The 26,501-nt window shown below is 74.2% G+C and carries 19 protein-coding genes; 6 read left to right on the top strand and 13 right to left on the bottom strand.

Translation table 11 applies throughout. The features are described 5' to 3' along the window. Positions 1-159: 159 nt before the first annotated feature. On the bottom strand, positions 160-1,074 hold the full coding sequence (locus tag miv_RS17395) for an outer membrane protein (protein ID WP_048429515.1): 915 nt from the start codon (positions 1,072-1,074) through the stop codon (positions 160-162). Positions 1,075-1,290: 216 nt separating this feature from the next. Here miv_RS17395 and miv_RS17390 point away from each other — a divergent pair, with 216 nt between their 5' ends. The 3 genes from miv_RS17390 to miv_RS17380 all read left to right on the top strand — a co-directional run bounded on the left by miv_RS17390 (position 1,291) and on the right by miv_RS17380 (position 5,457). After that, positions 1,291-2,727 (top strand): cobyric acid synthase, encoded by a 1,437-nt coding sequence (locus miv_RS17390; RefSeq protein ID WP_207183528.1) that lies wholly within the window; start codon positions 1,291-1,293, stop codon positions 2,725-2,727. A gap of 130 nt (positions 2,728-2,857) precedes the next feature. Further along, positions 2,858-4,225, top strand: a complete 1,368-nt coding sequence (locus tag miv_RS17385; RefSeq protein ID WP_207177925.1) for a DUF1800 domain-containing protein — start codon at positions 2,858-2,860, stop codon at positions 4,223-4,225. Positions 4,226-4,230: 5 nt separating this feature from the next. Further along, positions 4,231-5,457 carry a DUF1501 domain-containing protein gene (locus miv_RS17380; protein ID WP_207177924.1) on the top strand — a complete coding sequence of 409 codons (1,227 nt, stop codon included), beginning with the start codon at positions 4,231-4,233 and terminating at the stop codon, positions 5,455-5,457. A gap of 36 nt (positions 5,458-5,493) precedes the next feature. Here the strand turns inward: miv_RS17380 and miv_RS17375 are convergent, their stop codons facing one another. From miv_RS17375 to miv_RS17355, 5 genes are all read right to left on the bottom strand, one after another. Then, positions 5,494-6,123, bottom strand: a complete 630-nt coding sequence (locus miv_RS17375; protein ID WP_207177923.1) for a LysE family translocator — start codon at positions 6,121-6,123, stop codon at positions 5,494-5,496. Positions 6,124-6,185: 62 nt separating this feature from the next. Continuing rightward, the gene (locus miv_RS17370) at positions 6,186-7,376 is read right to left on the bottom strand and encodes an ABC transporter permease (protein ID WP_207177922.1); all 1,191 of its coding nucleotides are present in this window, start codon (positions 7,374-7,376) and stop codon (positions 6,186-6,188) included. A gap of 43 nt (positions 7,377-7,419) precedes the next feature. Continuing rightward, positions 7,420-7,842, bottom strand: coding sequence for a DUF4112 domain-containing protein (locus tag miv_RS17365; RefSeq protein ID WP_207183527.1), 423 nt, complete (start codon positions 7,840-7,842; stop codon positions 7,420-7,422). A 240-nt stretch (positions 7,843-8,082) separates the two neighbouring features. Further along, positions 8,083-9,240 carry an aminotransferase gene (locus miv_RS17360; protein WP_207177921.1) on the bottom strand — a complete coding sequence of 386 codons (1,158 nt, stop codon included), beginning with the start codon at positions 9,238-9,240 and terminating at the stop codon, positions 8,083-8,085. A 108-nt stretch (positions 9,241-9,348) separates the two neighbouring features. Continuing rightward, a complete protein-coding gene (locus tag miv_RS17355; RefSeq protein ID WP_207177920.1) occupies positions 9,349-12,978 on the bottom strand; it encodes an AsmA family protein in 3,630 nt (1,209 codons plus the stop codon). 232 nt (positions 12,979-13,210) lie between these two features. On the opposite strand from miv_RS17355, the gene miv_RS17350 reads away from it, so the two are divergent. Next, positions 13,211-14,959 carry a carbamoyltransferase family protein gene (locus miv_RS17350; RefSeq protein ID WP_207183526.1) on the top strand — a complete coding sequence of 583 codons (1,749 nt, stop codon included), beginning with the start codon at positions 13,211-13,213 and terminating at the stop codon, positions 14,957-14,959. Between the two features lie 57 nt (positions 14,960-15,016). On the opposite strand, the gene miv_RS17345 is transcribed toward miv_RS17350, so the two are convergent. The 7 genes from miv_RS17345 to miv_RS17315 all read right to left on the bottom strand — a co-directional run bounded on the left by miv_RS17345 (position 15,017) and on the right by miv_RS17315 (position 24,214). Beyond that, a complete protein-coding gene (locus tag miv_RS17345) occupies positions 15,017-15,379 on the bottom strand; it encodes a hypothetical protein (RefSeq protein ID WP_207177919.1) in 363 nt (120 codons plus the stop codon). Between the two features lie 405 nt (positions 15,380-15,784). Then, positions 15,785-16,057 carry a hypothetical protein gene (locus tag miv_RS17340; protein ID WP_048430861.1) on the bottom strand — a complete coding sequence of 91 codons (273 nt, stop codon included), beginning with the start codon at positions 16,055-16,057 and terminating at the stop codon, positions 15,785-15,787. Positions 16,058-16,431: 374 nt separating this feature from the next. Then, positions 16,432-17,598 carry a VWA domain-containing protein gene (locus miv_RS17335; RefSeq protein ID WP_207177918.1) on the bottom strand — a complete coding sequence of 389 codons (1,167 nt, stop codon included), beginning with the start codon at positions 17,596-17,598 and terminating at the stop codon, positions 16,432-16,434. Then, positions 17,595-19,889: a DUF5682 family protein gene (locus miv_RS17330; RefSeq protein ID WP_207177917.1), complete on the bottom strand. Its 2,295-nt coding sequence runs from the start codon at positions 19,887-19,889 to the stop codon at positions 17,595-17,597. Before miv_RS17330 ends, miv_RS17335 begins: the two co-directional genes overlap by 4 nt. Positions 19,890-20,139: 250 nt before the next feature. Next, on the bottom strand, positions 20,140-21,270 hold the full coding sequence (locus tag miv_RS17325; RefSeq protein WP_207177916.1) for an ATP-binding protein: 1,131 nt from the start codon (positions 21,268-21,270) through the stop codon (positions 20,140-20,142). Continuing rightward, positions 21,267-22,841: a DUF5691 domain-containing protein gene (locus tag miv_RS17320; protein ID WP_207177915.1), complete on the bottom strand. Its 1,575-nt coding sequence runs from the start codon at positions 22,839-22,841 to the stop codon at positions 21,267-21,269. Before miv_RS17320 ends, miv_RS17325 begins: the two co-directional genes overlap by 4 nt. Continuing rightward, a complete protein-coding gene (locus miv_RS17315) occupies positions 22,841-24,214 on the bottom strand; it encodes an SWIM zinc finger family protein (RefSeq protein ID WP_207177914.1) in 1,374 nt (457 codons plus the stop codon). Before miv_RS17315 ends, miv_RS17320 begins: the two co-directional genes overlap by 1 nt. A gap of 736 nt (positions 24,215-24,950) precedes the next feature. On the opposite strand from miv_RS17315, the gene miv_RS17310 reads away from it, so the two are divergent. Both miv_RS17310 and miv_RS17305 read left to right on the top strand, forming a co-directional pair. Continuing rightward, positions 24,951-25,769, top strand: a complete 819-nt coding sequence (locus miv_RS17310) for a universal stress protein (RefSeq protein ID WP_207177913.1) — start codon at positions 24,951-24,953, stop codon at positions 25,767-25,769. Positions 25,770-25,994: 225 nt separating this feature from the next. Further along, positions 25,995-26,420 (top strand): cupin domain-containing protein, encoded by a 426-nt coding sequence (locus miv_RS17305; RefSeq protein ID WP_048430868.1) that lies wholly within the window; start codon positions 25,995-25,997, stop codon positions 26,418-26,420. The last annotated feature ends 81 nt before the right edge of the window (positions 26,421-26,501 follow it).

Raw genomic sequence — 26,501 nt, 5'->3', positions numbered from 1 at the left:
CTCGGCCATTGGATCGAGGTCGCCGTGCCGGTGGGCGTGCCGCCCGCTCCTGAACTGGGGAGCGGAACGCAAAAACGGCCGCCTGGCGGGTGCCGGCGACCGTCGAAGGGAGCGGGCCCGTACCGGGCCCGCCATAGCGGCTCAGCCGATCCGGGCGGATCAGAGGCCGTTGAACTTGTAGCTGAAGCCGGCGCGCACGAGGTTGCCCTCGGTATGGAAGCGCGAGGTGTAGGAGCCGCGCGGCTGGGCGCCGACGCCCCCGTTCACCGCGAGGCCGGTGTTGTTCACCAGCACGTTGCGGCTGCCGAGGTCGTAGTGCAGGTACTCGGCCTTCACCGTCACCGCCTCGGACTTCACGCCGATGAGGCTGAGCACGCTGAAGCGCGAGAAGATCGAATCGGTCGGCAGGGCGTACTCGATGCCGCCGCCATAGGCGTAGCCGGTCGCGATGTCGTTGTAGCGGCCGGTATAGGCCAGCGCGAGCGGCGGGGTGGCGCCGGCCGTGGTGTAGAAGTTGGCGCGGTAGTCGACGCCGCCATAGGCGAAGCCGCCCATGCCGTAGACGAAGACGCGGTCGAAGGCGTAGCCGACGCGGCCCACGACGGTGCCGAGCCAGGACAGCTCCTGACGGAAGGCGCTCGGGTCCGAGAAGCCGTTATTCGCGGCGAGCTGCGGGCCGAGGTAGAAGGTGTTCTTGTGGATGTCGTTCCAGGCCCAGTCGGCCTGGACGCCGACCACGAAGCCCGAGCCCGGCGTGAACTGGTAGTTGTAGCCGAAGCCGCCGCCGATGTTGGCGAGGCCGTCCTGCTCGTTGCGCACCACCGGCGGGCGGCGCAGGGTCGCGACGTTGCCGATCGTGTTGGTCGGCGCGAAATCGTTGCCGAGCGTGGTGATGCGCTGGCGGTCGGTGAAGGTGTAGTCGGTGTGCAGGCCGCCGTAGAAGCCGGTCCAGGTGAAGACCGGGACGGGGGTGAAGACCGGCGGCGGGGCGACGCGGCGCGGCAGGTCGGCGGCGGCGGCCGCCCCGGCGAGGAGGGTCGCGGCGGAGCCGGCGAGCAGGAAGGACTTGAGCACTGGACCACGCCTCGGTTGAACGGATATGTGGCGCCACGCTAGCTTGGGCGTGGCCGAACGCCTATGACCGCCGCGCCACACCGGTCGCGGCACCGTCGAGGTTTGCTGAATTTTTTCCGGATCGCGCCGCGGCGGCGCGGCCCCGTCACCCGGAGCACCGATGCGCGTGGGAAAGCGGCCGACCGCCGGAGGCGTCGCGTGAGCGCCCGGTCCCTGATGATCCAGGGCACCGGCTCGGATGTCGGCAAGTCGCTGATCGTTGCCGGGCTCGCCCGCCTCTATGCCCGCCGCGGCCTGCGGGTCCGGCCGTTCAAGCCGCAGAACATGTCGAACAACGCCGCCGTCACGGCCGATGGCGGCGAGATCGGCCGCGCCCAGGCGCTCCAGGCCCGGGCCGCGGGCGTCGCGCCCTCGGTCCACATGAATCCGGTGCTCCTCAAGCCCCAGAGCGAGATCGGCTCGCAGGTCGTGGTGCAGGGCCGCATGGTCGGCACGGCCCGGGCCCGGGAATACCAGGACTGGAAGCCGCGCCTGCTCGCGGCGGTCGTCGAGAGCTTCGGGCGCCTGCGGGCGGAATCCGACCTCGTGCTCGTCGAGGGCGCGGGCTCGGCCTCCGAGGTCAACCTGCGCCGGGGCGACATCGCCAATATGGGATTTGCCCGCGCCACCGGCACCCCGGTGATCCTCCTCGGCGACATCGACCGCGGCGGGGTGATCGCGAGCCTCGTCGGCACGAAGGCGGTGATCGACCCGGAGGATGCCGCGATGGTCCGCGGCTTCCTCGTCAACCGCTTCCGCGGCGACCCCGCGCTGTTCGCCGACGGGATGGAGCTCATTGCCGCCCGCACCGGCTGGGAATCGCTCGGGCTGATCCCGCACTTTCCCGAGGCGGCGCGGCTGCCGGCCGAGGACGTCCTGGGCCTCAAGGGCGCCGAGCGGCCGGGGGGCAAGGTCGTGGCGGTGCCGGTCCTGCCCCGCATCGCCAATTTCGACGACCTCGACCCCCTGCGGGCCGAACCCGGGGTGAGCGTGGTCCTGGTCGAGCCCGGCCGGCCGATCCCCGCCGGGGCCGACCTCGTGCTGCTGCCGGGCTCGAAGACCACCATCCCCGACCTCGCCTTCCTGCGTGCGCAGGGCTGGGACGTCGACATCCTGGCCCATCGCCGCCGGGGCGGGCGGGTGCTCGGCCTGTGCGGCGGCTACCAGATGCTCGGCACCTCCCTGAGCGACCCGCACGGCATCGAGGGCCCGCCCGGCACGGTGGCGGGCCTCGGCCTCCTCGACGTCGCGACGGTGCTCACGCCCGAGAAGCGGCTGGCGGCGGCCCGCGGCGTCAGCCTGCCGGACGAGACCCCGTTCACCGGCTACGAGATGCATGTGGGCGAGACCGCCGGCCCCGACGCGGCGCGCCCGCTCGTGCGCCTCGCCGACGGCCGACCCGACGGCGCGGTCTCGGCCGACGGGCTCGTCTGCGGCACCTACGTGCACGGGCTCTTCGCCGACGAGGGCCAGCGCGCCCTGTGGCTGTCCCGCCTCGGCGCCGCGCCGGGGCCGGAGGCCTACGAGGCGGTGATCGAGCGGGTGCTCGACCGGCTGGCCGACCATCTCGCGGCCCATGTCGACGCCGACCGGCTGCTCGCGCTCGCCGGCTGACCGTCCGCCCCGTCCGAACCGCCAACGCCGGCTGCACCTTACGAAATCGTCATCTGCCGCTCAGCATCGGTTCAGCCCGCGCGGCGCGTCATGGCGGCCGGCCCGCGAGGGGTGGGCGAGGGTACGGGGCATGACGGTCGATCCGCGCCGGACGGCGCTCGCCCTCGGTCGGTTCGGGCTCGGCGCGCGCCCGGGCGATCTCGCTTCCGCGGAGCCGATCCGGGACGCCTTGCGCCGGGAGGTGACGGCCGGCGCAGTCGCCGTGCCGAGCGGGCCGGACCTCGAAGCCGCGCCGACGCTGCTCTCGGCGCTGCGGGCCGAGGAGCAGGCACGCAAGCTCGCCCGGGAGGGCGCGCCGGAGGCGAGCCTGCCGGAGGGCCCGCCGGCGCCGCCGATCCAGGAGCGCGCCTACCGGGCCGAGGTCGCGGCCCGCCTCGCCCTGGCGCAGGGCGCGCCGATCGGGTTTGCCGAGCGCCTGGTCTGGTTCTGGGCCAACCACTTCACCGTCTCGGTGGCGCGGGGCCCGCGGCTGCGGGTCAGCGCCGGAGCCTTCGAGCGCGAGGCGATCCGCCCGCACGTCTTCGGGCGCTTCCGCGACCTCCTGCTCGCCGCCGCCACCCATCCGGCGATGCTGATCTACCTCGACAACGTCGCCTCGGTCGGCCCGAACTCGCCGGCCGGCCAGCGTCGGCAGAAGGGCCTCAACGAGAATCTCGGCCGCGAGATCCTGGAGCTGCACACCCTCGGGGCCGGGGGCGGCTACGGCCAGGACGACGTGACGGCGCTCGCCCGCATCCTCACCGGCTGGTCGCTCACGCGCGAGGGCAATGCCGAGGGCCTGCCCGGCGCGACCGCCTTCCGCCGCGGCGAGCACGAGCCCGGCGCCGTGACCCTGCTCGGCCGCACCTACCTCGATGTCGGGCCCGAGCAGCTGCGGCTCGCGCTCGCCGACCTCGCCGCCCATCCGGCCACCGCCCGCCACGTCGCCCTGCGGCTCGCCCGCCACTTCGTCGCCGACGATCCGCCCCCCGCCCTGGTGGCGCGCCTCGCCCAGACCTTCCTCGACCAGGACGGCGACCTCGCCCGCGTGTCGCTGGCGCTGGTCGAGGCGCCGGAGGCCTGGGATCCGGTGCAGCGCAAGGTGCGCTCGCCGCAGGAATTCATGGTCGCGGCGATGCGCGGGCTCGGCCTCGCGCCGGACCCGCGGGTGGTGATGGCGGGGCTCGCGAGCCTCGGCCAGCCCTATTGGGCGGCCGCGGCCCCGAACGGCTACCCGGACGAGGCGGGCGCCTGGGCCTCGCCCGAGGGATTGCGGGCCCGCCTCGACCTCGCCGCCCGGGCCGGCCAGCTCGCCGCCGGCACCGATCCGCTCGCCCTCGCCGATGCGGTGCTCGGCCCGCTCGCCACCGACGAGACCCGCACGGCGCTGCGCCGGGCGGAGAGCCGGGCGCAAGGGATCGCCCTGCTGCTGATGGCGCCCGAGTTCCAGCGACGGTGACACCGATGAGCAACCACGCCGACCTCTGCGAGACCCATCCGAGCCGCCGCCGCATCCTCGGCACCGCCGGCGCGCTGTTCGCCTGGAGCGCGATCCCCCGCACCGCCACCGCCGCCCCGGGCGCCCGCGACGCCCGCCTCGTCGTGGTGGTGCTGCGCGGCGCCCTCGACGGGCTCTCGGCGGTGGCGCCGCTCGGCGATCCCGCCTACGCCGACCTGCGGCCCGGCATCGCGCTCACCCGCGACGGGCCGGCACCAGCCCTGCCCCTCGACGGCTTCTTCGCCCTGCATCCGGCCCTGCCGACCTTCGCCCGGCTCTACGCCGCCCGGCAGGCGCTGGTGGTCCATGCCTGCGCCACCGGCTACCGCGAGCGCTCCCATTTCGACGGTCAGGACGTGCTCGAGAGCGGCCAGCCCGGCCCCGGCCACACCGCCAGCGGCTGGCTCAACCGCCTCGTCGCCGCCCTGCCGGCCGGGGAGGGGATCGCGCCCCGCACGGCGCTCGGGGTCGGGGTCGTGCCGCCCCTGATCCTGCGCGGGCCGGCCCCGGTCCTCGGCTGGGCGCCGCCGCGGATGCCGCGGGCGAGCGACGAGCTCGCCCGGCGGGTGCTCGCCCTCTACGAGGCCGGCGACCCGGCGCTCGCCGCCTCCCTCGCCCGCGGCCTCGACGTCGATGCGCTCGCCAAGGGCGGATCGAAGGAGGGCGGACCGAAGGAGGCCGGGGGGCTGCGCGGCCTCGCCGAGGGTGCGGCCCGGCTGGTCGCCGCCGACGACGGCCCGCGCATCGCCGCCCTCGCCCTCGACGGCTGGGACACCCACGCCAACGAGGGCGGCGCCACCGGCCGCCTCGCCGGCCTGCTCGGCGGGCTCGACGGGGTGTTTTCCGCCTTCGCCGAGGTGCTGGCCCCGCGCTGGGCCGACACCGCGATCCTGGTCGTCACCGAGTTCGGCCGCACCGCCCGGGTCAACGGCACCACCGGCACCGACCACGGCACCGGCACGGTGGCGTTCCTCCTCGGCGGCGCGGTGCGCGGCGGCCGGGTGCTGGCCGACTGGCCGGGCCTCGCCCCCGCGCAGCTCCACCAGGGCCGCGACCTCGCCCCGACCACCGACCTGCGGGCGGTCGCCAAGGGCCTGGCGGCGGACCTGTTCGGCCTCTCCCCGGCGGTGCTGGCGCGCAGCGTCTTTCCCGGCACCGAGGCATTGCGGCCGGTGGGCGGGCTGGTGGTCTGAGGGGGGAGGCGGATCGGGCCGAAACCTGAGGCTCGGTTACGCCTTCTGCGCGGCGAGCCGAGCCCCCAGGCCGATGAACAGGACGCCCATCGCACGCTGAAGCCACAGCGCCACCCAGGCGCTGCGACGAAGCCTCGTCGTGATCCGCGCCGCTCCGGCGACGAGCCCGAGGTTGATGACGACCGCCACCATGTTGCTTGTCACGCCGAGCAGGACGAGTTGCAGCGTGGCATGCCCGGCCTGCGCATCGATGAACTGCGGCAGCAGCGCGACGTAGAAGATCGCGACCTTCGGGTTGAGGACGTCGCTCCAGAATCCCTGCCAGAACACCGCCCGCAGGCTCCGCCCGCTCATCTCGCTGCCCGTGAGCGTCGTCATGGGGGTGCGGCTCAGCAGGGCGCGGATGCCGAGATAGCAGAGATAGGCGGCGCCCACCCATTTCACGACGGTGAAGGCCGTCGTCGATGCCAGGAGCAGCGCGGACAAGCCGGCGACGGCTGCGGCGAGATGCACGTACGAGCCGGCATTGATCCCGAGGACGGCCATGCTCCCCGCCCGGCGGCCCTGCACCACGGTGCGGGTGAGCATGTAGGCCATGTCCGGTCCCGGCACGAGAACCAGGACGATGGAGGAGGCGACGAAGAGCAGGTAGGCGTGAAGGCTCATGCCGGGGAGAGTGCCGCTTTCCCGCGCCGCTGGAAACCCCTTCCGGCCCCGAGGCAGCCCCCCTACCGGAAGGTCTTCCTCGGATCGAAGGCGTCCCGCACCGCCTCGCCGGCGAAGATCAGCAGGCTCAGCGTCACCGCGATGACGGCGAAGCCCGTCAGGCCGAGCCATGGCGCCTGGAGGTTGGCCTTGCCCTGCGCCAGCATCTCGCCGAGCGACGGCGAGCCCGGCGGCAGGCCGAAGCCCAGGAAGTCGAGGGAGGTGAGCGTCGTGATCGAGCCGTTCAGCACGAAGGGCAGGAAGGTCAGCGTCGCCACCATGGCGTTGGGCAGGAGGTGGCGGAACATGATGCGGGCGTTCGAGAGCCCGAGCGCGCGGGCCGCCCGCACGTACTCGAAGTTGCGCGCGCGCAGGAATTCCGCCCGCACCACGCCGACGAGCGACACCCAGGAAAAGAGCAGCAGGATCCCGAGCAGCACGAAGAAGCTCGGCGTGATGATCGACGAGATGATGATCAGGAGATAGAGCGACGGGATCGCGGTCCAGATCTCGATCACGCGCTGGAACACGAGATCGACCCAGCCGCCGAAATAGCCCTGGACCGCCCCGGCCAGCACCCCGATGACCGAGGAGACCAGCGCCAGGGTGAGGCCGAACAGCACCGAGAGGCGGAAGCCGTAGAGTAGCCGGGCGGCGACGTCGCGGCCCTGGTCGTCGGTGCCGAGCCAGTTCCACTCGATGTCGCGGCAGGTCGTGCCGCCGGTCTTCGCGGCGACGGTCTTGCACTGCGCGTCCGTGAGCAGCCAGGTCGGCGGGGCGGGGGCCGGCACCGGCAGGTCGAGGTTGTGGGTGTTGTACGAGAAGCGGATCGGCGGCCACAGGGCCCAGCCGTGCTCGGCGATCTCCTTCACGATCACCGGGTCGCGGTAATCGGTCCGGGCGAGGAAGCCGCCGAACTTCTCTTCCGGGTAGTCGACCACGATCGGAAACAGGATCTCGCCCTTGTAGGAGGCGACGATCGGCCGGTCGTTGGCGATGAACTCGGCGAACAGGCTGGTGACGAAGAGCAGGCAGAACAGCACGAACGACCAGTAGCCGCGCCGGTTCGCCTTGAAGTTCGCCAGCCGCCGCCGGTTGAGCGGCGACAGCCGGCGGTGTCCCATCGCGCCGGGGAGCGGCAGGCTGACCGGCGCGGCCGCCGGCGAGGTGACGGGAATCGCGTCGAGCTCGGGGGTCGGAGGGCGCTGGTTCATGCGGCGTCCCCCGGGCAGGCGGTCGAGAGCAGTCGAGGCAGGATCAGTCGATCCGCGTCGCGGTGACGTCGATCACGCTGGGCTTGAGCGACCCGCTGCGCTCGAGGTGACGGCGCAGCAGCACGACGTTGCGGCGGTTGGCCTTGAAGGCGGCATCGAACAGGTCGCCCACCAGCGGCACCGCGCCGACCACGCCGTCGATCGCCACGTTCGCCGCCATCCGGGCGATGAGCCAGCGCGGCGCCCCGAGGCGGCGGGCTTCCCAGACGATGTAGGACGAGATCGCGGTCGTGATCGCGTCGCCGATCACCGGGATCAGGCCGACGATCGCGTCGAGCCCGATGCGCCGGTTGCCCGGCAGCAGGATCGCGGTGTCGAGGATGTGAGCCAGCAGCTCGAGCCGCGCCATCACCTGCTCGGGCGTCGAGCCGGCCATGGCCTGGCCCGCCTTGGCGCGCAGCCCCATCGGGTCGTCCTGCGGGAAGCTCTTTTCCTGAAATCCACCCGCCTGGAACTCGGCCCCGGGGCCGAAGGAACCGGCCCCGGTGCCGAAGGAACCGGCCCCGGTGCCAAAGGAACCGGCCCCGAAGGGCGGGACGTGGCCGGCCGTCTGCGAAGAGGTCATCCCGGGGCTCCGGAGCGTGTGCGTGGTGCTCATGCCCCAGGATGTGGCCCCGGCCTGCCTGTTCAACAAGGAGGCTCCGCATCAGGCGGCGCGCCCGGGCGCGAGCCCGCGCAGGCGCTCCAGCGCCCGGTCGAGGGTATCGTCGCGCTTGGCGAAGCAGAACCTCACGATGTTGCGCACCGGCCGGTGAGCGTAGAAGGCGCTGACGGGGATCGCCGCGACGCCGTGCTCCCGCACCAGCCGCTCGCAGAACGCCACGTCGTCGCTCTCGCCGAGCGGCGCGATGTCGAGGTTGAGGAAGTAGGTGCCGGCCGAGGGCAGCACCCGGAAGCCGAGCTCCGTCAGCCCGTCGGCGAAGCGGTCGCGGGCCCGGGCGAAGTCGGCCCGCATTCCCTCGTAATAGGCATCGTCCTTGGCCAGCCCGTAGGCGACCGCGGCCTGGAGGTTCGGCGGCGTCGTGAAGGTGAGGAACTGGTGCGCCTTGGACAGCCCCCGCATCAGCCGGGGGGCGGCCATCACGAAGCCGACCTTCCAGCCGGTGAGGGAGAAGATCTTGCCCGCCGAGCCGATCTTCACCGTGCGCTCGCGCATGCCCGGGAAGGCCATCAGCGGCCGGTGGCGGCGCCCGTCGAACACGACGTGCTCCCAGACCTCGTCGCAGACGGCCACGGCGTCGAACCGCTCGCAGAACCCGGCGAGCAGGGCCAGGTCCTCGTCGGGGAAGACCGTCGCCGAGGGGTTGAGCGGGTTGTTGAGCAGCACGACCTTCGTGCGCGGCGAGAAGGCGGCGGCGAGCGCCTCCTCGGTTAGCCTGAAATGCGGCGGCGTCAGGGTGACGAAGCGCGGCACGCCGCCGGCCCGGCGCACCAGCGGCAGGTAGGCATCGTACATCGGCTCGAACAGCACGACCTCGTCGCCGGGCTCGATCAGGGCCATCAGGGCGCCGGCGAGCGCCTCGGTGGCGCCCGAGGTCACCATCACCTCCGCATCCGGGTCGAGGTCGAGCCCCTGCCAATGGGCGTAGTGCCGGGCGATGGCCCGGCGCAGCTCGGGCAGCCCCATCATCGGCGGGTACTGGTTCCAGCCCTCCACCACCGCCTCGGCGGCCTTGGCGCGCACATCCGCCGGGCCCGGATCGTCCGGGAAGCCCTGACCGAGATTCACGGCGCCGGTCTCGCGGGCGAGCGCCGACATCACCTCGAACACGGTGGTCGGCAGGTCGGCGAAGATGGGATTCATGCGCGGGACGAAGGGGTTCGAGGGGAAAGGCGCCTCGCTACCACGCCGGGCGGCCGGACGGAACCGAGGGCGATCGTCACCCTCCCGGCCGACCGCTGCCGGTTCGCGTCAGGGGCTGTCCGTCTCCGACGCGCCGCCGGCCTGGCGGCGGGCGGCCTCGTCCTCCTCGGCCTTCCGGCGCGCCGCCTCCGCCGCGCGGGCGGCCTCCACGCGGGCAGCCTCGGCAGCCTTGGCGGCTTCCGCGGCCCTCGCTGCTTCGGCGGCCCTCGCCGCCTCCGCTACCCTCGCCGCCTCGGCCGCTCTTGCCGCCTCGGCCGCTCTCGCGGCTTCCGCGGCCCTGGCGGCTTCCGCCCGCGCCGCCTCCTCCGCCCGCTGCCGAGCCTGGCGCGCCTCCTCGAGGGCCCGGGCGCGGTCCATCTCCAGGCGGCTGCGGCGCCGGGCGAGCTCGTTGCGGTCGGACTCGACGGTCTCGATCTTGTCGAGTTCGCGCTGCAGCACCACCGCCGCCAGCACGTTGGAGAGCGGCACGAGGTCGAGGTCGCGCTGCGGCTTCGCCAGGGGGCCGGCGAGCGCCAGGCCCAGCGTCGGGGCCGGCGCGGTCCAGGCGCGGGGCGTCGCCGTTGCGGTGAGCGTGCCGCGGGCGTCGAGGCGCCACGCCTTGGCGTCGACCTGCACCAGGCCGGTCCAGGTCGCGGGGCCGAGATCGAGGGTCAGGCCGCCGGTGCGCAGGACCCCGCCGACCACCGAGGCCGGCACCGAGACCGGCCCGGCCGCCACCAGCGGCCCGCGGTCGAGTTCCTCCGCCACCACCTGGGCGACGCGGCCGGAGCGCAGCGGGTCGTCCTCCGACAGGAGCCGGGTCAATGCCCGCGACACTCCCGCGGGGTCGAGGTCGCGCACGCTCAGGCCGGCGAGCTCCAGCGCCCCGCTGCCGGCGAGGTTGCCGACGAGGGCGGCTTGGCTGTCGCCCGCCGCGCCGAGCCGCAGCCGCAGCGTGACCTGGCCCTTCACCGCGTCGCCGCCGGTGAGCGCCGGGAGGGAGGCCGCCGTCAGGCCGCCCTCGGCGGCGAGCGTCGCCTGCCCGCCCTGGCGCGCCAGGGTGGCGCTGCCGGTGAGCCGCCCGCCCGCCAGCCCGCCGGTGAAATCGCGGATGGCAAGGCCGTCGGACCCGAAGCCGAGATCGAACCGCGCCCAGTCCGACGCGAGGCCGCGGCCGAGATCGAGGCGGCGCACCGTCATGGCGACGTGACCGGTCGCGGGCGGCGCCGGAGCCGGTCCGAACCGGGCGCTGGACCAGCCCATGGACGACGCATCCTGCCCGGCCGGGGCCGTCCCGCCGTTCAGGACCAGCGCCTCGGCGAGCCAGGGCAGGGCGAGCGTCTCGACGGCCACCGTGCCGGCGACGTCGCCCCCCGCGTTGCGGGTCAGCGTCGCGTCGACCGCGGATCCTCCCACGGTGCCGGTCACCGCGAGGCGCGGGGTCTCGCCGGTGCGCGACAGGCCGAGGGTCACCTTGGCCGGCACCGGCTCCCGCGGAGGGACGGCGCGGCCGAAGAGGCCGGCGAGCGGCCGCAGGTCCGCGCTCGCCACGGTGAGGGCGCCGTCCTGCGGCGGCCCGCCGGCGGCGGGCAGCACCAGGGCCCGGGCGGTGCCGACCGTCGCCCCGGCGATCTCGCCGTCGAGGGTCAGGCGCAGCGGGCCCTGCGCGCCGTCGCGGCGCCCCGCCATGTGGACGCTTGCCGGGCTCGCGAGGGCCGGATCGCTTGCCCGGTCGAGCCAGCGGCCGGAGGGCACGCCGTCGAGGCGGAGGTCGAGGTCGTCGAGCCGCCCGGCATGGGCGGCGAGAGACAGGGCGAGGCGCCCGCCGGCCGCAGTGCCGCGGGCCTGGCCGCGCAGGCGGTCCTGGTCGGTGCCGGGTTCCCGCTCCAGCGTCACGTCGAGGGCGACCGGACCGTCGCGCAGGAAGCCCGGCACCAGCCGCGCCTCGTCCACGAAGGTGTGCGCCAGGAGGTCGACGAGCGGCGCGGCGACCGGGGCGCTCACCTGCCCGGCGATGCGCCCGGCGCCGTCGGCGCCGATCCGGCCCGACAGGCTCGCCCGGGCCCCGGCGAGGTCGCGGACCTCCAGGCTGTCGAGGCGGATCGCGGCGCCCTCCGATTGCAGGCTGGCGGCGATCTCGCCGGTGCGGGGGCCGGCCGGGCCGTAGCGCAGGTCGCGGGCGAGCAGGGTCAGCCCGACATCGTGGTCGTGCAGGGCGGCCACCGCGCCGCGCATCGGCGGCAGCTCCGCCACGTCGAGGCCGTCGGCGATGATCTGGGCGTCGAAGCGCGGGCGGGGCTGGTCCGGCCCGGCCGGGCTGTAGCGGGCCGACCCCGTGATCCTCGCGCTGCCCAGCGCCACCCGGGCGTTGCGCAGCGACAGGACCGGCAGGGCCGCCGCCACGTCGGCCTCGGCCGAGAACGGCCGGCCGTCGAGGAGCCCGGCGAGGGGGCCGCCGAGGCCGAGCCGGTCGAGGAGGCGGGCGAGGCGGTCGGAGGCCGGCGCATCGAGGGCGACGTGGCCCGAGAGGCCGCCGCTCGGCGTCACGTCGCCGGAGAGCGCCAGACCCAGGCCGCCCGCCGCCGTGCCGGCGAGCCGCCGCAACGCCACGGCGCCGGAGGGCCGCAGGACGGCGCTCAGGGCCGCGCCGGCCCATTCCTCGCGGGCGAGCGTCAGGCTGTCGACCGCGACGTCGAGGGACAGGGTGCCCGGCAGGGCGCCGGGCGACAGGCCGCGGCCGAGGAGCGACTGGCCGGCGCCGCTCATCAGGAAGCCGTCGAGGTCGAGGCGGCGGGCCTCGAGGCTCAAGGCGGCCCGGGCGCCCGCGAGGTCGAGGCTGCCCCGGCCGGTGAAGCGCAGGGGCGCCTCGCCCGGAACCTCGAGGGTCAGGGCCTCGAAGGTGGCGAGCCGGCCCTTCGCCTTGAACCCGCCCTGGACCGAGAACGGCAGGGCCGCGCCCGCCGCCTGGGCCGGCGGCCCCACCACCAGGCGGGCATTGCCGGCGGCCTCCGGCACGCGGCCGCCCTCCGGCCCGGGGACGAGGCTCACCCGGGCGTCGAGATCGAGCCGGGGCACCGTGTCGCCGCCGGCCCCGAGCTTCACCGGTACCGCCCCGTCGGGGCCCGGCTCGCCGGTGGTGACGCGGAACGGCACCCCCTCGACGCTGCCCTCCGCCCGCCACGGGCCGGTCAGCCGCGGGGCGGAGAGCCGGACGGTCTCGGCATAGACCTGGTCGGTGCGCCCGGTCGCCGCCACCCGGGTGGTGACGAGGAGCTGGGCCACCCGCAGATCCTCGACCGCGAGGTCGTGGCCCTCGCCCGCGAAGTCCGGCAGCGCCAGGAGGCCGCCGGCCTCGGTCGTCGGCAGGGTGACCTCGCCGCGGCCGATCCGGGTCTCGGTGAAGCGGATCTCGCCGGAGAGGAGCGGGGTCAGGGCGATCTCGGCCTTGACGAAGCGGGCGTCGAGGGAGGGCCGGTCGCGCCCGCCCGTCAGCCGCAGGTGGTCGACCCGCAGGCGCGGCGAGGGCAGCAGGCGGATCTCCAGGCGGCCGTCGCTGCGGACCTCGAGCCCGAGCGAGCGGCTGAGCGCCGCGTCGAGGGAGCCGCGATAGGCCTCCCACGGGATGAAGGGCGGCGCGACGAGCGCCGCGGCGAGGATCAGGATGACGAGGCCCGCCAGGGCGGTCAGGATGTCGCGCACCGTGCTGTCCGTGCCGCCCCGCGAGGAGAGCGCCGCCCCATGTTCGTCCGACGGCCCGACGGGCCGTACCCCGATGACAGGGCTAGCATATCGGCATCGGAAACGAGGGCGAAATCCGGCGGGATCACGCAGCGAGAGCCCGCCCCCGATGCGCCCGTGCCACGCTCGGGCCCCGCCTGACAGGGCGGGGCGACGCTGCTAGAGCGGCGGCGTGACCCAATCGACGGACCCGATGCGCTACTATCTCGGCCTCGCCACCACCTTCCACGACCCGGCCCTCGCCCTGGTCGGGCCGGACGGCACGGTGCTCTTCGCCGAGGCGACGGAGCGCTACCTGCAATACAAGCGCGCCCCGAACTGCGAGCCGGATTCGGCGCCCCGCATGGCCGGCCTGCTCAAGGCCCACCTGCCGCCGGGCGCCGAGCTCGTGGTCGCCACCACCTGGGGGCCGGATTTCAGCCGCTACCTTGCCGACCAGGCCGGGACCGGCGCCTTCGGGCTCGAGGCGCTGAAGGCCCATTCGCCGGCCCTCAACCGCTCGCTGGTGCCGGAGCGGGCCGAGCGCACCTTCATCGCCGAGCTGGCGCTGGCGCAGGGGCGGGCGGGCTACGGCACGCTGCTCGGCCTCGACCGGGCCCATGGTGGCCGCTCCACCATCGCGGGACTCAGGCGCTACCCCCACCACCTGACGCACGCCGCCTACGGCCTGTGGGGCTCGCCGTTCCGGGACGCGACCTGCCTCGTCGTCGACGGCATGGGCGAGACCGGTGCCTCGGCGATCTACCGGATGGAGGCGGGGCGCCTCGTCGAGGTCAAGCGCCATCGCGGCCGCGAATCGGTCGGCTTCTTCTTCGGCTTCGTCACCGATCTCGCCGGCTTCGACCAGGCCAAGGGCGAGGAATGGAAGATCATGGGGCTCGCCCCCTATGGCCGGCAGGATCCCGAGCTGATGGCGGCCCTGCGCCGGCTCTACCGGATCGAGAACGGCCGCCTGCGCTTCTCGGACGCCGCCACGGTCCAGGCCGTGGCCGAGGAGATCCGCGCCCGCCGCCCGGCGGAGGCCGACGAGGACGGCTGGGCCGATCTCTCGGCCTGCGGCCAGGCGATCTTCTCGGAGATGATGGACGTGCTCGTCGCCGAGGCCTGGCGGCTCTCTCCCCACGAGAATCTCGTCGTCACCGGCGGCTGCGCGCTGAATTCCTCCTATAACGGCCGGCTTCTCGGACGCAGCGACTTCCGGCGCCTCCACGTCCCGTCGGCGCCGGCCGACGACGGCAACGCGCTCGGCGCGGCCTGGCTCGCGTTCCAGGAGGATCACCCGGACTGGACCGGGCCGGGCGTGCTGGCCACCCCCTATCTCGGCTCGCGGGTCTCGACCGAGCCCCTGGAGCGGATGGTCGGCTGGGAGCCCCGGCTGCGCCATCTCGGCCATGACGGGGTGACGCAGGCCGCCGCCGACATCCTGGCGGCGGGCGGGCTCGTCGGCTGGGTGCAGGGGCGGGCGGAGTTCGGGCCCCGCGCGCTCGGCAACCGCTCGATCCTCGCCGACCCGCGCCCTTCCGACGCCAAGGCGATCCTCAACGGCAAGGTGAAGTACCGCGAGGCATTCCGCCCCTTCGCGCCCTCGATCCTGGCCGAGGCCGGACCCGACTGGTTCGAGGATTACCAGGACAGCCCCTACATGGAGCGCACCCTGGTCTGGCGGCCGGAGGTGCGGGACAGGGTGCCGGCGGTGGTGCACGAGGACGGCACCGGCCGCCTCCAGAGCGTGACCGAGGCGCGCAACCCGGCCTATGCCGCCCTGATCCGCGCCTTCGCGGAGCGGACCGGCGTGCCGATCCTGCTCAACACCAGCTTCAACGTGATGGGCAAGCCGATCCTCCACACCGCCGAGGACGCGATCCTGATGTTCGCCACCACCGGCCTCGACGCCGTGGTGATCGAGGACTGGATCCTGGTGAAGGACGGGGTGACGATATGAAAAGGGCCGGCCCCGTCCCCGGGTGCCGGCCCTGACAACCGTGCGAGGTGCCTGCGGTTACTCACAGACCTCGACGCGCTTGTAGGTGAAGGATTCGTCGTCGAGCCACACCTTGCGGCGCTCGAAGTGGCAGATCGGGCCGCGGCGCGGGCGCACGTACACGGTCTCGGGCTCCTCGACATAGACCCGGCGCGGCGGCGGCACCGCGTAGGCCGGGGGCGGCGGGGGGGCGGCCTGGGCGCCGTTCATGATCGCGCCGGCGGCGACGCCGCCGAGGATGCCGGCCGCCGCGCCGCCGATGATCGCCGCGCCGACATTGTCGCGGGCCTGGGCCTGGGGGGCGGCGGTGACGAAGAGGGCGGCGGCGAGCGCCGCGCCCGCGCCGAGGCGCGGAAGGCCGTGAGAGGTCAGAGCGCGCACGCTGAGGGTCTCCGAAGAATGTGGGCGCGAGGATGCGAGTGAGTGCTTAACGAAGTGCCAAGCTTGCCCGCCCGATCGAGCACCGGACGGTGCGGCCCGGGGCCGACGTGAGCCTCGCGCCGTCGGGTCGAAGAGGTGACGGCGGTTTGCGGCGATTTCCGGGTAAGCCGGAGCTTCCGGAGGGTGTGTGTATTTCAGGCCACGGTGACGATCGCCGCCGGTCCTGCGCATACGAAAGAGGACCGCCCCCGGGGGGCGGTCCTCTCCTTGTCGGTCGGTCCTTACATGTTCATCAGGGCGCTGGCGGTGCCGAAGGCCGTCATGGCGAGGCCGCCGGCCAGGACACCGATCATGCCGTAGGACACGGCGCGCAGAAGCTTCATCTCACTCATTGATGGGTCTCCGTTAGCAGCGGTGGCCGCCCGAGGTCTGGCCGTACTGCTTGACCGGGAAGTTCTGCTGGTTGGCATTGCCCTCCGAGGCCGAGCTCATCGGGCAGGCGCCGTAGAACGGCACGCTGGTGTTGGCCGAGCCGATCGCGCCGATCGAGCCGGTGGTCTCGACGTCGCGCGGGGCGAACGGGTTGGCCGGGGAGTTCGCGCTGAATGCCATGGCGGACGAGATCGGGGCGACGCCAAGGACAAAAGCGGTGACGACAGCGGCGATACGGGTCTTCATCTGGTATTCAGGCTCCTGTGTGCGCTGCGGACCGGGATCTGTGGCCCGCTCTCTTGCGGTGACTGGAATATAGGCGGGCGTGCTGCGGTGCGATGTGTTCTCGCGCACGCGGCATCGTGGAATAAGAATCTGGGGTGAGGCGCCGGCTGACGCGGTGGATCCGTTCACGTTTTCGCAAGGATCGTGCGGGGGCCGCGGCGCGCGGCCGTGATCGGCCGGGCGGTGGCGCGCCTCCCGTCGCCCACGGCAGCGCTGTTTGGAGAAACTCTTGCAGTCAAGGCGCGGCCTCCCCTCTCCCCTGTGGGAGAGGGGAGGCGTGCCACCTTCCTCCGACAGCCCTGGCGTGTCGGGGAGCCCGCAGGGCGAGGGGCGGGCTACGCCGTCCCGTCGTGCCCCACCGGCGGCACCGCGGCGATGCCGGCGCCCGCGGCCCAGGCGGCGAGGTCCTGCTTGCGGATCGCCGCCGCCATCATGTCGGGGAAGAGGTCGGGCGTGCAGGCGAAGGCCGGCATGCCGAGGCCGGCGAGGCGGGCGGCCAGCGCCCGGTCGTAGGCCGGTGCGCCCTCGTCGGAGAGGGCCAGCAGGGCCACCGCCTGGACGCCGGTGGAGACGAGGTGGTGCGCCTGGGCCAGCAGCCCGGCCTCGACCCCGCCCTCGTAGAGGTCGGAAATCAGCACCAGGATGGTGTCCTCGGGCCGGGTGATGCGCGACGCGCAATAACCCATCGCCCGGTTGATGTCCGTGCCGCCGCCGAGCTGGACCGAGAACAAGACCTCGACGGGATCGTCCAGCTCGTCGGTGAGATCGACCACTTGGGTGTCGAACACCACGAGCCGGGTCGAGACCGCGGGCAGCGAGGCCATCACCGCCCCGAAGATGCTCGAATAGACCACCGAATTCGCCATCGAGCCGGACTGGTCGATGCACAGGATCACGTCCTTCAACGAGCCGCGGCTCTTGCGGCCGTGGCCCAGCCGGGTCTCCGGGATGATGGTGCGGTACTCGGCCTGGTAGTGGCGCAGGTTCGCCCGGATGGTGCGGTGCCAGTCGATCTCGGCGTGGCGCGGCCGGCGGTTGAGGCTGGCGCGGTCGATCGCCCCGGTGACCGCCTGACGGACCGGCTCCTCCAGCCGCTTCATCAGCTCGTCCACCACCTTGCGCACCACGAGGCGGGCGGTCTCCTTGGTGCGCCCGCCCAGCAGGCCGCGCAGCGAGATCAGGGTCGAGACGAGGTTCACGTCGGGCTGGAGCGCTTCGAGCATCTCCGGCTCGGTCAGCATCCGCTTGAGGTCGAGCCGCTCGAAGGCGTCGCGCTGCATCACCTGCACGACCGAGGCGGGGAAGTAGTCGCGGATGTCGCCGAGCCAGCGCGGCACGGAGGGGGCGGAAGCCCCCAGACCTCCCTTGCGGTCGGAATCGTAGAGGGCGCCCAGCGCCCGGTCGAGATGGAGGTCGCGCTCGCCCAGCGAGCAGCCGGTGCCCTCCGCCGCGCCCCCGCCGAGGACGAGGCGCCAGCGGCGCAGGCGGTCGGTCTCGCTCATGCCGTGTCTCCCGTCGTCGTGGCAGGCCCGAGCAGCAGGCGCAGGATCGGCAGCACGGCCGAGGCGCGTGCCGCGTCGAAGCCCTCGGGCCCGTCCGCGCTCCCCGCACCCGGGCCGCCGCCCCGCGCCAGCGCCTCGCCGATCGCCCGGCGCTCGGCCGGGGCCAGCGTCGCGAAGGTGCGGCGCACCAGCGGCAGCAATTCGGTGAACAGGGCCTCGTCGAGGCCGGCGAGCCAGTCGTCGACGATGCCGAGCAGGCCCTGGCCGTGGATCAGGACGGGGCCGCTCTCTTCCAGGAAGCCCTCGATCCAGGCGGCGGCCGGTGCGGCCCCGGCGGCCCGCGACAGAGCCAGGCGCAGGCGGGTACCGGCCTCCTCGGCCGCGATGGCGCGGTCGTCGAACAGGAGCCGCACGGCCCGCCCGACGACGCGGCCATGGACGTGCTCCTGGTCGGCGAGCGACCGTAGGGCGTCCTGCCAGGTCGCCTTCAGCTCCGGGTCTTCGAGAAGCGCGACCGCGCCCGAGACCGCGACGATGCGCGTCTTCGCGGTATGCGCGGCATCGTCGTCGAGGCTCTGGCAGGCGGCCACGAGGCCGGCGGCGGCCCGGGGCACCAGGCCCCGCACCACGGCGAGAACCGGCTCGGTGTCGGAGGAACGCACCGAGCCGTAGCGGGCGAGCTCGGCCAAAGCCGGCAGCGCCTCCATGAGGTCGAACACGTCGGCCGAGACCGCGGCGCGGTCGTCGAGCGCCCGGGTCACCTGGGCGGTCGCCTCGGGCAGGTCGGCGTCGAGCAGCGTGCCGATCAGGCCCGACAGGTCGGAGACGCGCTGCGCGCCCCGCGCCCGGCCCTTCACCCGGGAGGCGGCGGCCTCCGCGATCGTGCCGCCCTCGGCCGAGGCCGCGACCAGCTCCACCACCCAGTCGGGCTGCCAGGCGAGGAACCACGCCTCCTTGAAGGTGCCGCGCCCGCGCGCCTCGCGCCGCGTGCCCCAGGGCACGCCGATCAGCGCCAGCCGGTTGAGGAAGTGGCTGCGGGCGAGATCCGTCTCCTTGCGCAGGTCGAGGACGAGGTCGCCGGCGGACGCGCCGGGCTTCAGCCGCAGGCGCTTGCACTGCGCCTCGAAGTCGGCCTCCACCGGCGTGCCGGGGCAGTCGGGCGGGGTGGCGCCCAGCCGCTCGCCGATGACGAGCTTGCGCCGGATCAGCCCCATCGGCCCCGGATCGGCAAAGCAGAGGGTCGCCTGCGTCGCCTCGTCGAGGTCGTCCAGGGAGGGGCGGGAACGCCCCCGGAACGCCGCCAGCGCCTCGGCGAGGCGCGCCGCCTCGATCACCGAGGCCGGCGAGGCGTCGAGATCTTCCTCCCGCAGCAAAGCGGCGGCGCGGGCGAGCCAGCGGGCGGCGACCCGGCCCTCGTGGTGCCAGAGCGTGTCGTACCATTCCGGCGACAGCACCCCGGCGCGGTAGCCGGAGGCGGTGGCCAGCCGCTCGTAGGACCAGGGCGCCCAGGCGGCGGCGACCTTGGTCTTGGGCAGGCCCTTCAGGGTGGCGGTGTCGGCGCTCGCTTGGCCCTTGGCGTCGTGGCGCGCCAGCGCCGGGACGTGCCAGGCGCCGCACACCACGGCGATCCGCGAAAAATCCTCCTTGGCGGCCTTGCGGATCGCCACCCGCATATGGGCCTCGCGGGCCTCCTCGCGGATTCCGTCCTCCGGGTCGGGTCCGTCGCGCAGGGCCGCCATCGCCTCGGCGATCGCCGCGAACACGTCGCCGTCGGCGCCGGCCCGGCTCTCCACCAGGGCGTCCCACCAGCGCTCGCCATCCGGATAGCCGGCGGCGGCGGCGAGTTCCCCGAGGGGGTCGCGGCGGATCGCGGCCGGGGCGGGCAGGGTGCCGGCGGGATCCTCCGCCGCCTCGGCGACCGGCTCGGCCTCGATCGGCGCAGCCTCGCTCTCCGGCGGCGCACCGAACCCGTCGGCGAGCTGGATCGCGTGCGGCAGGTCGATGAAGCGGATCGCGGCGCCCGCCGTGAGCCCGTGGCGCATCGCCACCCATTCCGGCGAGAAGGCCGCGAAGGGGAAGAACGCGCAGTCGCGCGGCCGGTCGGGCCGGTAGACGAGGAGCGCCACCGGCGGCGCCATGCCCTCGTGGGCGGCGAGGGGGATCAGCGCGTCGGCATCCGGCGGCCCCTCGATCAGCAGGCAATCGGGTGCGAAGTCCGCGAGCGCCGCCTGGAGCGAGCGGGCCGAGCCGGGGCCGTGATGGCGGATGCCGAAGAGGCGGATGTCGGGCATCGTCGCGGGGAGCCTGTTTGACCGATCGTGCGGAGCGTCCCGCCCGCCGCCTCATCCTGAGGTGCTGGCGATCGAAGATCGCATTCGACCGGAGGGAGCCTCGAAGGAGGGTTCCAGGGATCGCCGAGGCTTCTGGAGCCCTCCGTCGAGGCCAACCGATCTCCGATCGGCCGGCACCTCAGGATGAGGGTCGGGGCGGGAGAGATGATGGGAGGCTGCCGAACGGATAGCGATCGCGCAGCCTGCGAGGTCACGCGCTGGCGCGGGCGGCCTTGTAGAAGTCCTTCCAGCCGTCGCGTTCCTTGACGACGGTCTCGAGGTATTCGCGCCAGACGATCGCGTCCTGGACCGGATCCTTCACCACCGCGCCCGAGATGCCGGAGACGAGGTCGCGCGCCGAGAGGCGGCCGTCGCCGAAATGCGCGGCTAGCGCCAGCCCGCTGCCGACGACGCTGATGGCCTCCGCCGTCGAGAGCGTGCCGGAGGGCTGCTTCACCTTGGCCTTGCCGTCCACCGTCACGCCCTCGCGCAACTCGCGGAAGATCGTGACGACGCGGCGGATCTGGTCGGCGCCGGGCGGCTCGGCCGGGATCTCGAAGGCGCGGCCGAGGGAGGCGACGCGACTCTCGACGATCGCGATTTCCGCCTCGATCGTCGCCGGGGGCGGCAGCACCACGGTGTTGAAGCGGCGCTTGAGGGCGCTCGACAATTCGTTGACGCCCCGGTCGCGGTTGTTGGCGGTCGCGATGAGGTTGAAGCCCTTCTGGGCCGGCACCTCCTCGTTCAATTCGGGGATCGGCAAGGTCTTTTCCGACAGGATGGTGATGAAGCTGTCCTGGGTCTCCGAGGGGATGCGGGTCAGCTCCTCGACCCGGGCGATGCGGCCTTCGTTCATCGCCCGCATGATCGGCGAGCCGACCACCGCCTCGCGGCTCGGCCCCTTGGCGAGCAGCAGCGCGTAGTTCCAGCCGTAGCGGATCGCCTCCTCGCTGGTGCCGGCGGTGCCCTGGACGATCAGCCGCGAGGTGCCGCAGATCGCCGCCGCCAGATGCTCGCTGACCCAGCTCTTGGCGGTGCCGGGCACGCCCAGCAGCAGCAGCGCCCGGTCGGTGGCGAGGGTGGCCACCGCCACCTCCATCAGGCGCCGGTCGCCGATGTATTTCGGCGTGATGTCGAGACCCGAATCGAGCCGGCCGCCCATCAGGTAGGTGACGACCGCTTGCGGCGACATCTGCCAGTTCGGCGGGCGCGGCCGGTCGTCGGCCGTCCGCAGGGCGGCGATCTCCTCGGCGAAGGCGTCCTCGGCGGCCTGGCGCAGCTGCGCCGCCTTCGATCCGGCGGCGTGACTTCCCGTGCTCTTGGATCCGGTGCTCGACGTCATCCTCGGGCGGTCTCCTCGGTCGGGGTTTCGAATTCGCGCCGCATCGCGACGCGCAGATCCAGGGTCTCGGAGAGGGCGGTCACCTGCGGGCGCAGGCGGTCGCCCTCCTGTTCCGGCAGCCGGGCGGCGAGGGCCGCCGCGCTCGCCGCGATGGCCTCGCCCGGCCAGAGCCGCTCGCCGAGGCGGCCGATCACCCAGGGCTTGGCGAGGTCGCGGCGCAGGTCGTCGGAGCCGCGGACGACGAAGGCGAGCCAGTCGATCAGCGCGGCGCTGAACCGCTCCGAGAAGCTCTCGGGCCCGCTGCCGATCATCGCCAGGACCACCTCGATCTTGCGGGCGCGGATCAGCTCCGTCACCGCCGCCTCCCACTCCGCGTCGGGCAGGAGGTCGACGGCCCGCACCCAGCGGCCGATCACTTCGTTGGTGCGCCGGACGCCCGCCACCTTGCCCTCGTAGGCCTCGGCCAGGAGCCCGATGGCGGCTCGGGTCCAGTCCGGGTCGCGCTCGCGCGCGATGGTCTCGAACAGCCCCTTCAGGATCGGCTCGGACCACTCGCCCCGCAGCGCGAGTTCGAGCCACAGCCGCGGCGGGTGGCCCGCGAAGGCGCGCAGCGGCGTGCGGGCCAGGATGTCGCGCAGGAGCCCGGCCCGGATGCCGCCGCCACGCTGCTCCCACTGGTTCGGCGTCACCCCGTCGCGGGCGAGCGTCGGCGAGTCTTCCGGCAGGGTCACGACGAGGTCGTGCGTCGCGCTGCGCAGAAGGCGCGTCTTGGTCTCGATCACGAGCGCGGTCGCCGCCCGCATGGCCATGCGCGAGGCGTAGAGCGAGCCGGGGAGAAGCGGCAGCAGGCGCTGCGCCGCCTCGCGCACGCCGCCGGCCCGGTCGTCGAGGCAGGCTTCGAGGAAGGGCTCGTCGGCCGGCGACAGGCCGGTGGCCAGCGCCCCGACCAGGGCCTCGCGCATGTCGGCCTTCTCCTTGCGGAAGACCGGCTCCAGGGCGGCGCGCGCACCGTCCGGGTCGCGGGCCCGGAAGGCCGCGAAGGCGGCGCGGCGCTCCGCGAGGCTGCCGGCGGTCCAGTCGTCCGGCGCCTCGTCCGATTCGTCCTCGGGTGCCTCGCCGCAGGCGCCGGCGAGCCAGGCGAGTTCGGGCCCGACGACGGCCCGGGCCGTCTCCGGCAGGGTGCGGACCTGGAGCATCAGGGCCTGGTGCAGCCAGGCCGGCGGGCGCATCCGCGCGGCGGCGGCGAGGTCGAACCACTCGCGCAGGCGCTCGCGGGCGGCGTGGCCGCCGCCGAGGAGGCCGTAGAGCCGCATCGCCGCGGCCGGCGGGCAGTCGCGCCCGGCCGCTTCCCGCGGCGCCAGCGGTGCCATCGCGTCGGGCGCGAGGTCGAGCCCGGCGAGATGATGGAGGCCCTCTGCCGCGAGCCGCGCCAGCAGGGCCGCGCCGGGATCGGGCTCGGTGATAAGGTCCGCGAGCGGCCCGGGCGGAGCGGGCGGCGCCCGCTCGGCGCCGAGGAGGGCGGCGGCGAGGATCGGCTCCCAGCCGTCCGCGGCGATCACGGTCGCGTCCATCACGCCACCTGCAGCAGCACCGGCTGCGACGCCTGGGCCGGCATCGCGTAGAGGCGGCCTTGCGCCACGAGGGCCAGCGGCGCGACCCCGTGGCCGTCATGGAGGCCGAACAGATCGAAGGGGCGTCCGCCCGCGACGGCGATCAGGCTCGGCAGGCGCGGATCGGCCCGCAGCGGCAGGCAGCCGGTCTCGTCGCCGACCGCGAAGGCCGGGGCGGCGCCGGCCGGGCCCGGCAGCCGGCCGAGGCGCATGCCGGACAGCCGCACCGGCCAGCTCTCGGTCCAGGGTGCCTGCGCCAGCACGCCCGCGAAACCGTCACGCGCTGCCGCGACGCTGCCGCCTCCCGGCAGGATCGCGGCGGCGGCCGGGCCGGCGCGACCGTCCCGGAAGACGGCGCGCAAGGCCGGTGCGCCCGGATGGAAGACGAGTGCGCCGGAAAAATCCTGGCCGGCGGCGGGGGCCGGTGGCAGGGGCGAGCCGGCGGTCCCGTAATCGAGCACCTGCGCCACGGCGCCGCTGCGGCGGCCGACGAGCCAGACCGCGCGGGCGGTGAGCTTGTCCTCCTCCTCGACCGTGTGGGCGAGGACCGCCCAGGCGTCGACCTGGTCGGGCCTCGCCGCGATCTCCTCGGCGGTGACGGGATAGCCCAAGGCTGCCCGGAGGCCCGCCGCCTGCTCCGGCGAGAGCGCGTCGAGGCGGCGCGCGGCCCGCGCCAGGAGGGCGATGCGCCCCAGCGCCAGGCCCAGGGCCGCCTCCGGCCGGGCGGCGCCGGCCTGCGGGCCCGCCGCGATCAGGCCCGGCAGGGCGCGCACCCGGCGGGCGAGGCCGGGGGCCTGGCCGTCGACGAGGCGCCCGGCCATGCGGTCCCAGAAGGCGTAGGGCTCGGTGCGGGCGGCCGCGAGCCCGCGGCGCATCAGGTCGCGCAGCCAGAGATCCAGTTCGTCGAGGGCGGCCGCGACCTTGTCCTCGCGGGCCTGGCGGCGCCGGGCCTGCGCCTTCCCGTCGACGGGCTTGGCCGGCTCGGCGGCCCGCGTCTCGGCCGCGGCGGCGCGGCTCTCGCGGCCCTTGGCCCAGGCGGCGACCCAGTCCGGCGCCTCGGCCTCCGGCAAGGGGGCCGCGGCATCGACCAGCATCAGGCCCAGCGCGTGCTTGCAGGGAAATTTCCGGCTCGGGCAGGTGCATTTCGAGGCCGGCCCGGCGAGGTCCGCGACGGTGCGGTAGGGGCTGGCGCCGCTGCCCTTGATCTCCCCCCAGATCACCGATCCGGCCCGGCCGAGGCCGCTCCATTTCGGCGGCTTGGCCTGGTCCTGGCCGGCCTTGCGGCTCGCGGCGTCGGGGGCGAGGTCGAGGATCTGTGCAGTCGTCAGGCTCATGCGGCGGGTCGTCTCTCCGTCGATGCACCGTGTCGGGCGTGCGGCACAGTCTGCACGAAACGATGTCGCGAGCAAGCTTGGCCTTAAAATGCAAGGTCGCCCGTCGATAAACTTTAAAGCAGTTCCAGGAATGATCTGTTGGGAATGATCGGCACGACGATTGCCGGCTAAGGCAGGTGGCTATCTGTCGGGCGATTGTCTTGCGCGCGTCTGATGACGACGATCCGAGCCATGGACGTCGCCGGACCACGGCGGTCGATCGAGGGGACGGCCCGGTGGGCCGCCCCCTTCACGCGCGCCGTCACGCGTGGCGGAAATCCGCGATCGCCGCCGGCGCCGCGGCGTCGAACCCGACGATCGAGAATGCGCCGCCAGATGCTCGTCGGCTCCCCGCAACGCCGTCCCGGCTCGACGGGCCGGCGGGTGCGCCCGCGACCGCTCGCCGGCACCCGGCGACGAGAGCACGGCACGATCGCGCTGCCATCGCGTAGCGCTCTCGGTCACCGAGACGGCTGACTCTTCTGCGACGAACCGGCACCCGCTTCGTCAAAAATGCTCTCGACGTCCGAGACGGGTCGCGATCCGCGACGGGGATGTCCGCATCGCGAAGGAGGCCATCGGAGGTCGTGCGACCCCGGCGGACGTCTTGCGCTGGATCAAGGTCCGGGCCCGGGCCCGGCGCGAGACTGGTCGCGGCCCGGGGGAGCCCGGGCGCATCGTCACGCCGGAGGTCGTCATGACGCTCGCCACCCTCATGGTCTCTGTCGATCTCGGCGCGGCCGCGGCGGATCGCATCCAGCTCGCGGCCGGCCTCGCCGCCCGCTTCGGGGCACGACTCTCCGGCGTCGCCGCCTGCCCGGTGCCGATCCCGATGCCGGTGGGCGAGGCGCTGCTTCTCGCCGACGACCTCTATGCGAGCGAGGAGGAGCGGGCCCGCGAGCACCTGGCCGGCGCCAAGGCGCTGTTCGAGCGGGAGGCCGGCGGGATCGCCGCGCGATCCTGGCACGCGGGCCTCGGCTCGCCCTCGGCGTTCCTCGCCGAGCAGGCGCGCGGCGCCGACCTCGTCCTGGTCGGGCGGCAGGGGCCGTCCGACGGGGATCCGGGCCCGCTCGGGGTCTCGGCCGGGATCGTGCTCATGGAGGCCGGCCGCCCGGTCCTGGCGGTGCCGCCGGGGCTCGAACGGCTCGACGCTCGGCGCGTCGTCGTCGCCTGGAAGGACACCCGCGAGGCGCGCCGCGCGGTCCGGGACGCGCTGCCGTTCCTCGCCGGCGCGGAGCGGGTCCACGTCGTCGCCGTCGGGGCGGAAGCGCGTCGCGGCGGCGCGGAGGGCGTCGTCGCCTACCTGTCCGCGCACGGCATCGCGGCCACCGCCCACCTCTTGCCGGGGGAGACGCTCGGCGCAGCCGATTCCCTCCTCGGATTCGCCGCCCTTGAGGAGGCCGACCTGATCGTGATGGGCGCCTACGGCCACTCGCGCCTGCGCGAATGGGCTTTCGGCGGCGCCACCCGCGATATCCTGCGCACCACGCCGATCTGCTGCCTGGCGAGCCATTGACGCACGACCTCAAGCCCCTCGAACGCTGAGCCGGCGGAGGCCCGATGATCCCGCGCGACCTCCTCGTCTCCTTCGGGGCCGATCCGGCCCGCCATCTACCAGTCGACCCGAAATCCCGCCGGCCCGGGCTTCAAGTCGATCCCCATGCCTTGACTGTCGGAGAGCCGCGCGCAAGCTTCCGGTACCGCGCCGATCGACCAAGAGCGCGCCCGAGGGAGTGAGACCATGCTGACGCGCCGCGGCTTTGCCGGGCTGGCCTCCTGTGCCATCTGCAGCCTGACCGGGTTTCTCGCCACCGATGCCGGGGCGCAGACGGCGCCCCCCGCCGCTACGCCGGGGGTGACGCGCAAGATCCTCGGCCGGAGCGAAGGGCCGGCGCCGGGCTATGTCACGATCACCGCCGAGGTCGAGATCGCGCCCGGCGTGCTGGTCGGCCGCCACACTCATCCGGGAATCGAATCGGGCTACATCGTCGAGGGCGAGATCGAACTGCCGATCGAGGGCCAGCCGACCCGCGTGCTCAAGGCCGGCGACGGGTTCCAGGTGGCGCCGGGCGTGCCCCATGGCGGTTCGAAGAGCGGCGACCGGCCGGTGCGCCTCGTCAGCACCTACATCGTCGAGGCGGGCAAGCCCCTGGCCTCGCCGGCCTGACGCCCTGGCTGCGCCGGTGCCGGTGGGGTAGGGGTGGGGACGGCCGTCCGCGGCCGGCCCTGCCCGAGTCACGCCCCGCCG

The organism is Methylobacterium indicum (assembly GCF_017347565.1).
Taxonomy (GTDB): Bacteria; Pseudomonadota; Alphaproteobacteria; order Rhizobiales; family Beijerinckiaceae; genus Methylobacterium; species Methylobacterium indicum.
This window is presented reverse-complemented; position numbering and strand designations above follow the sequence as displayed.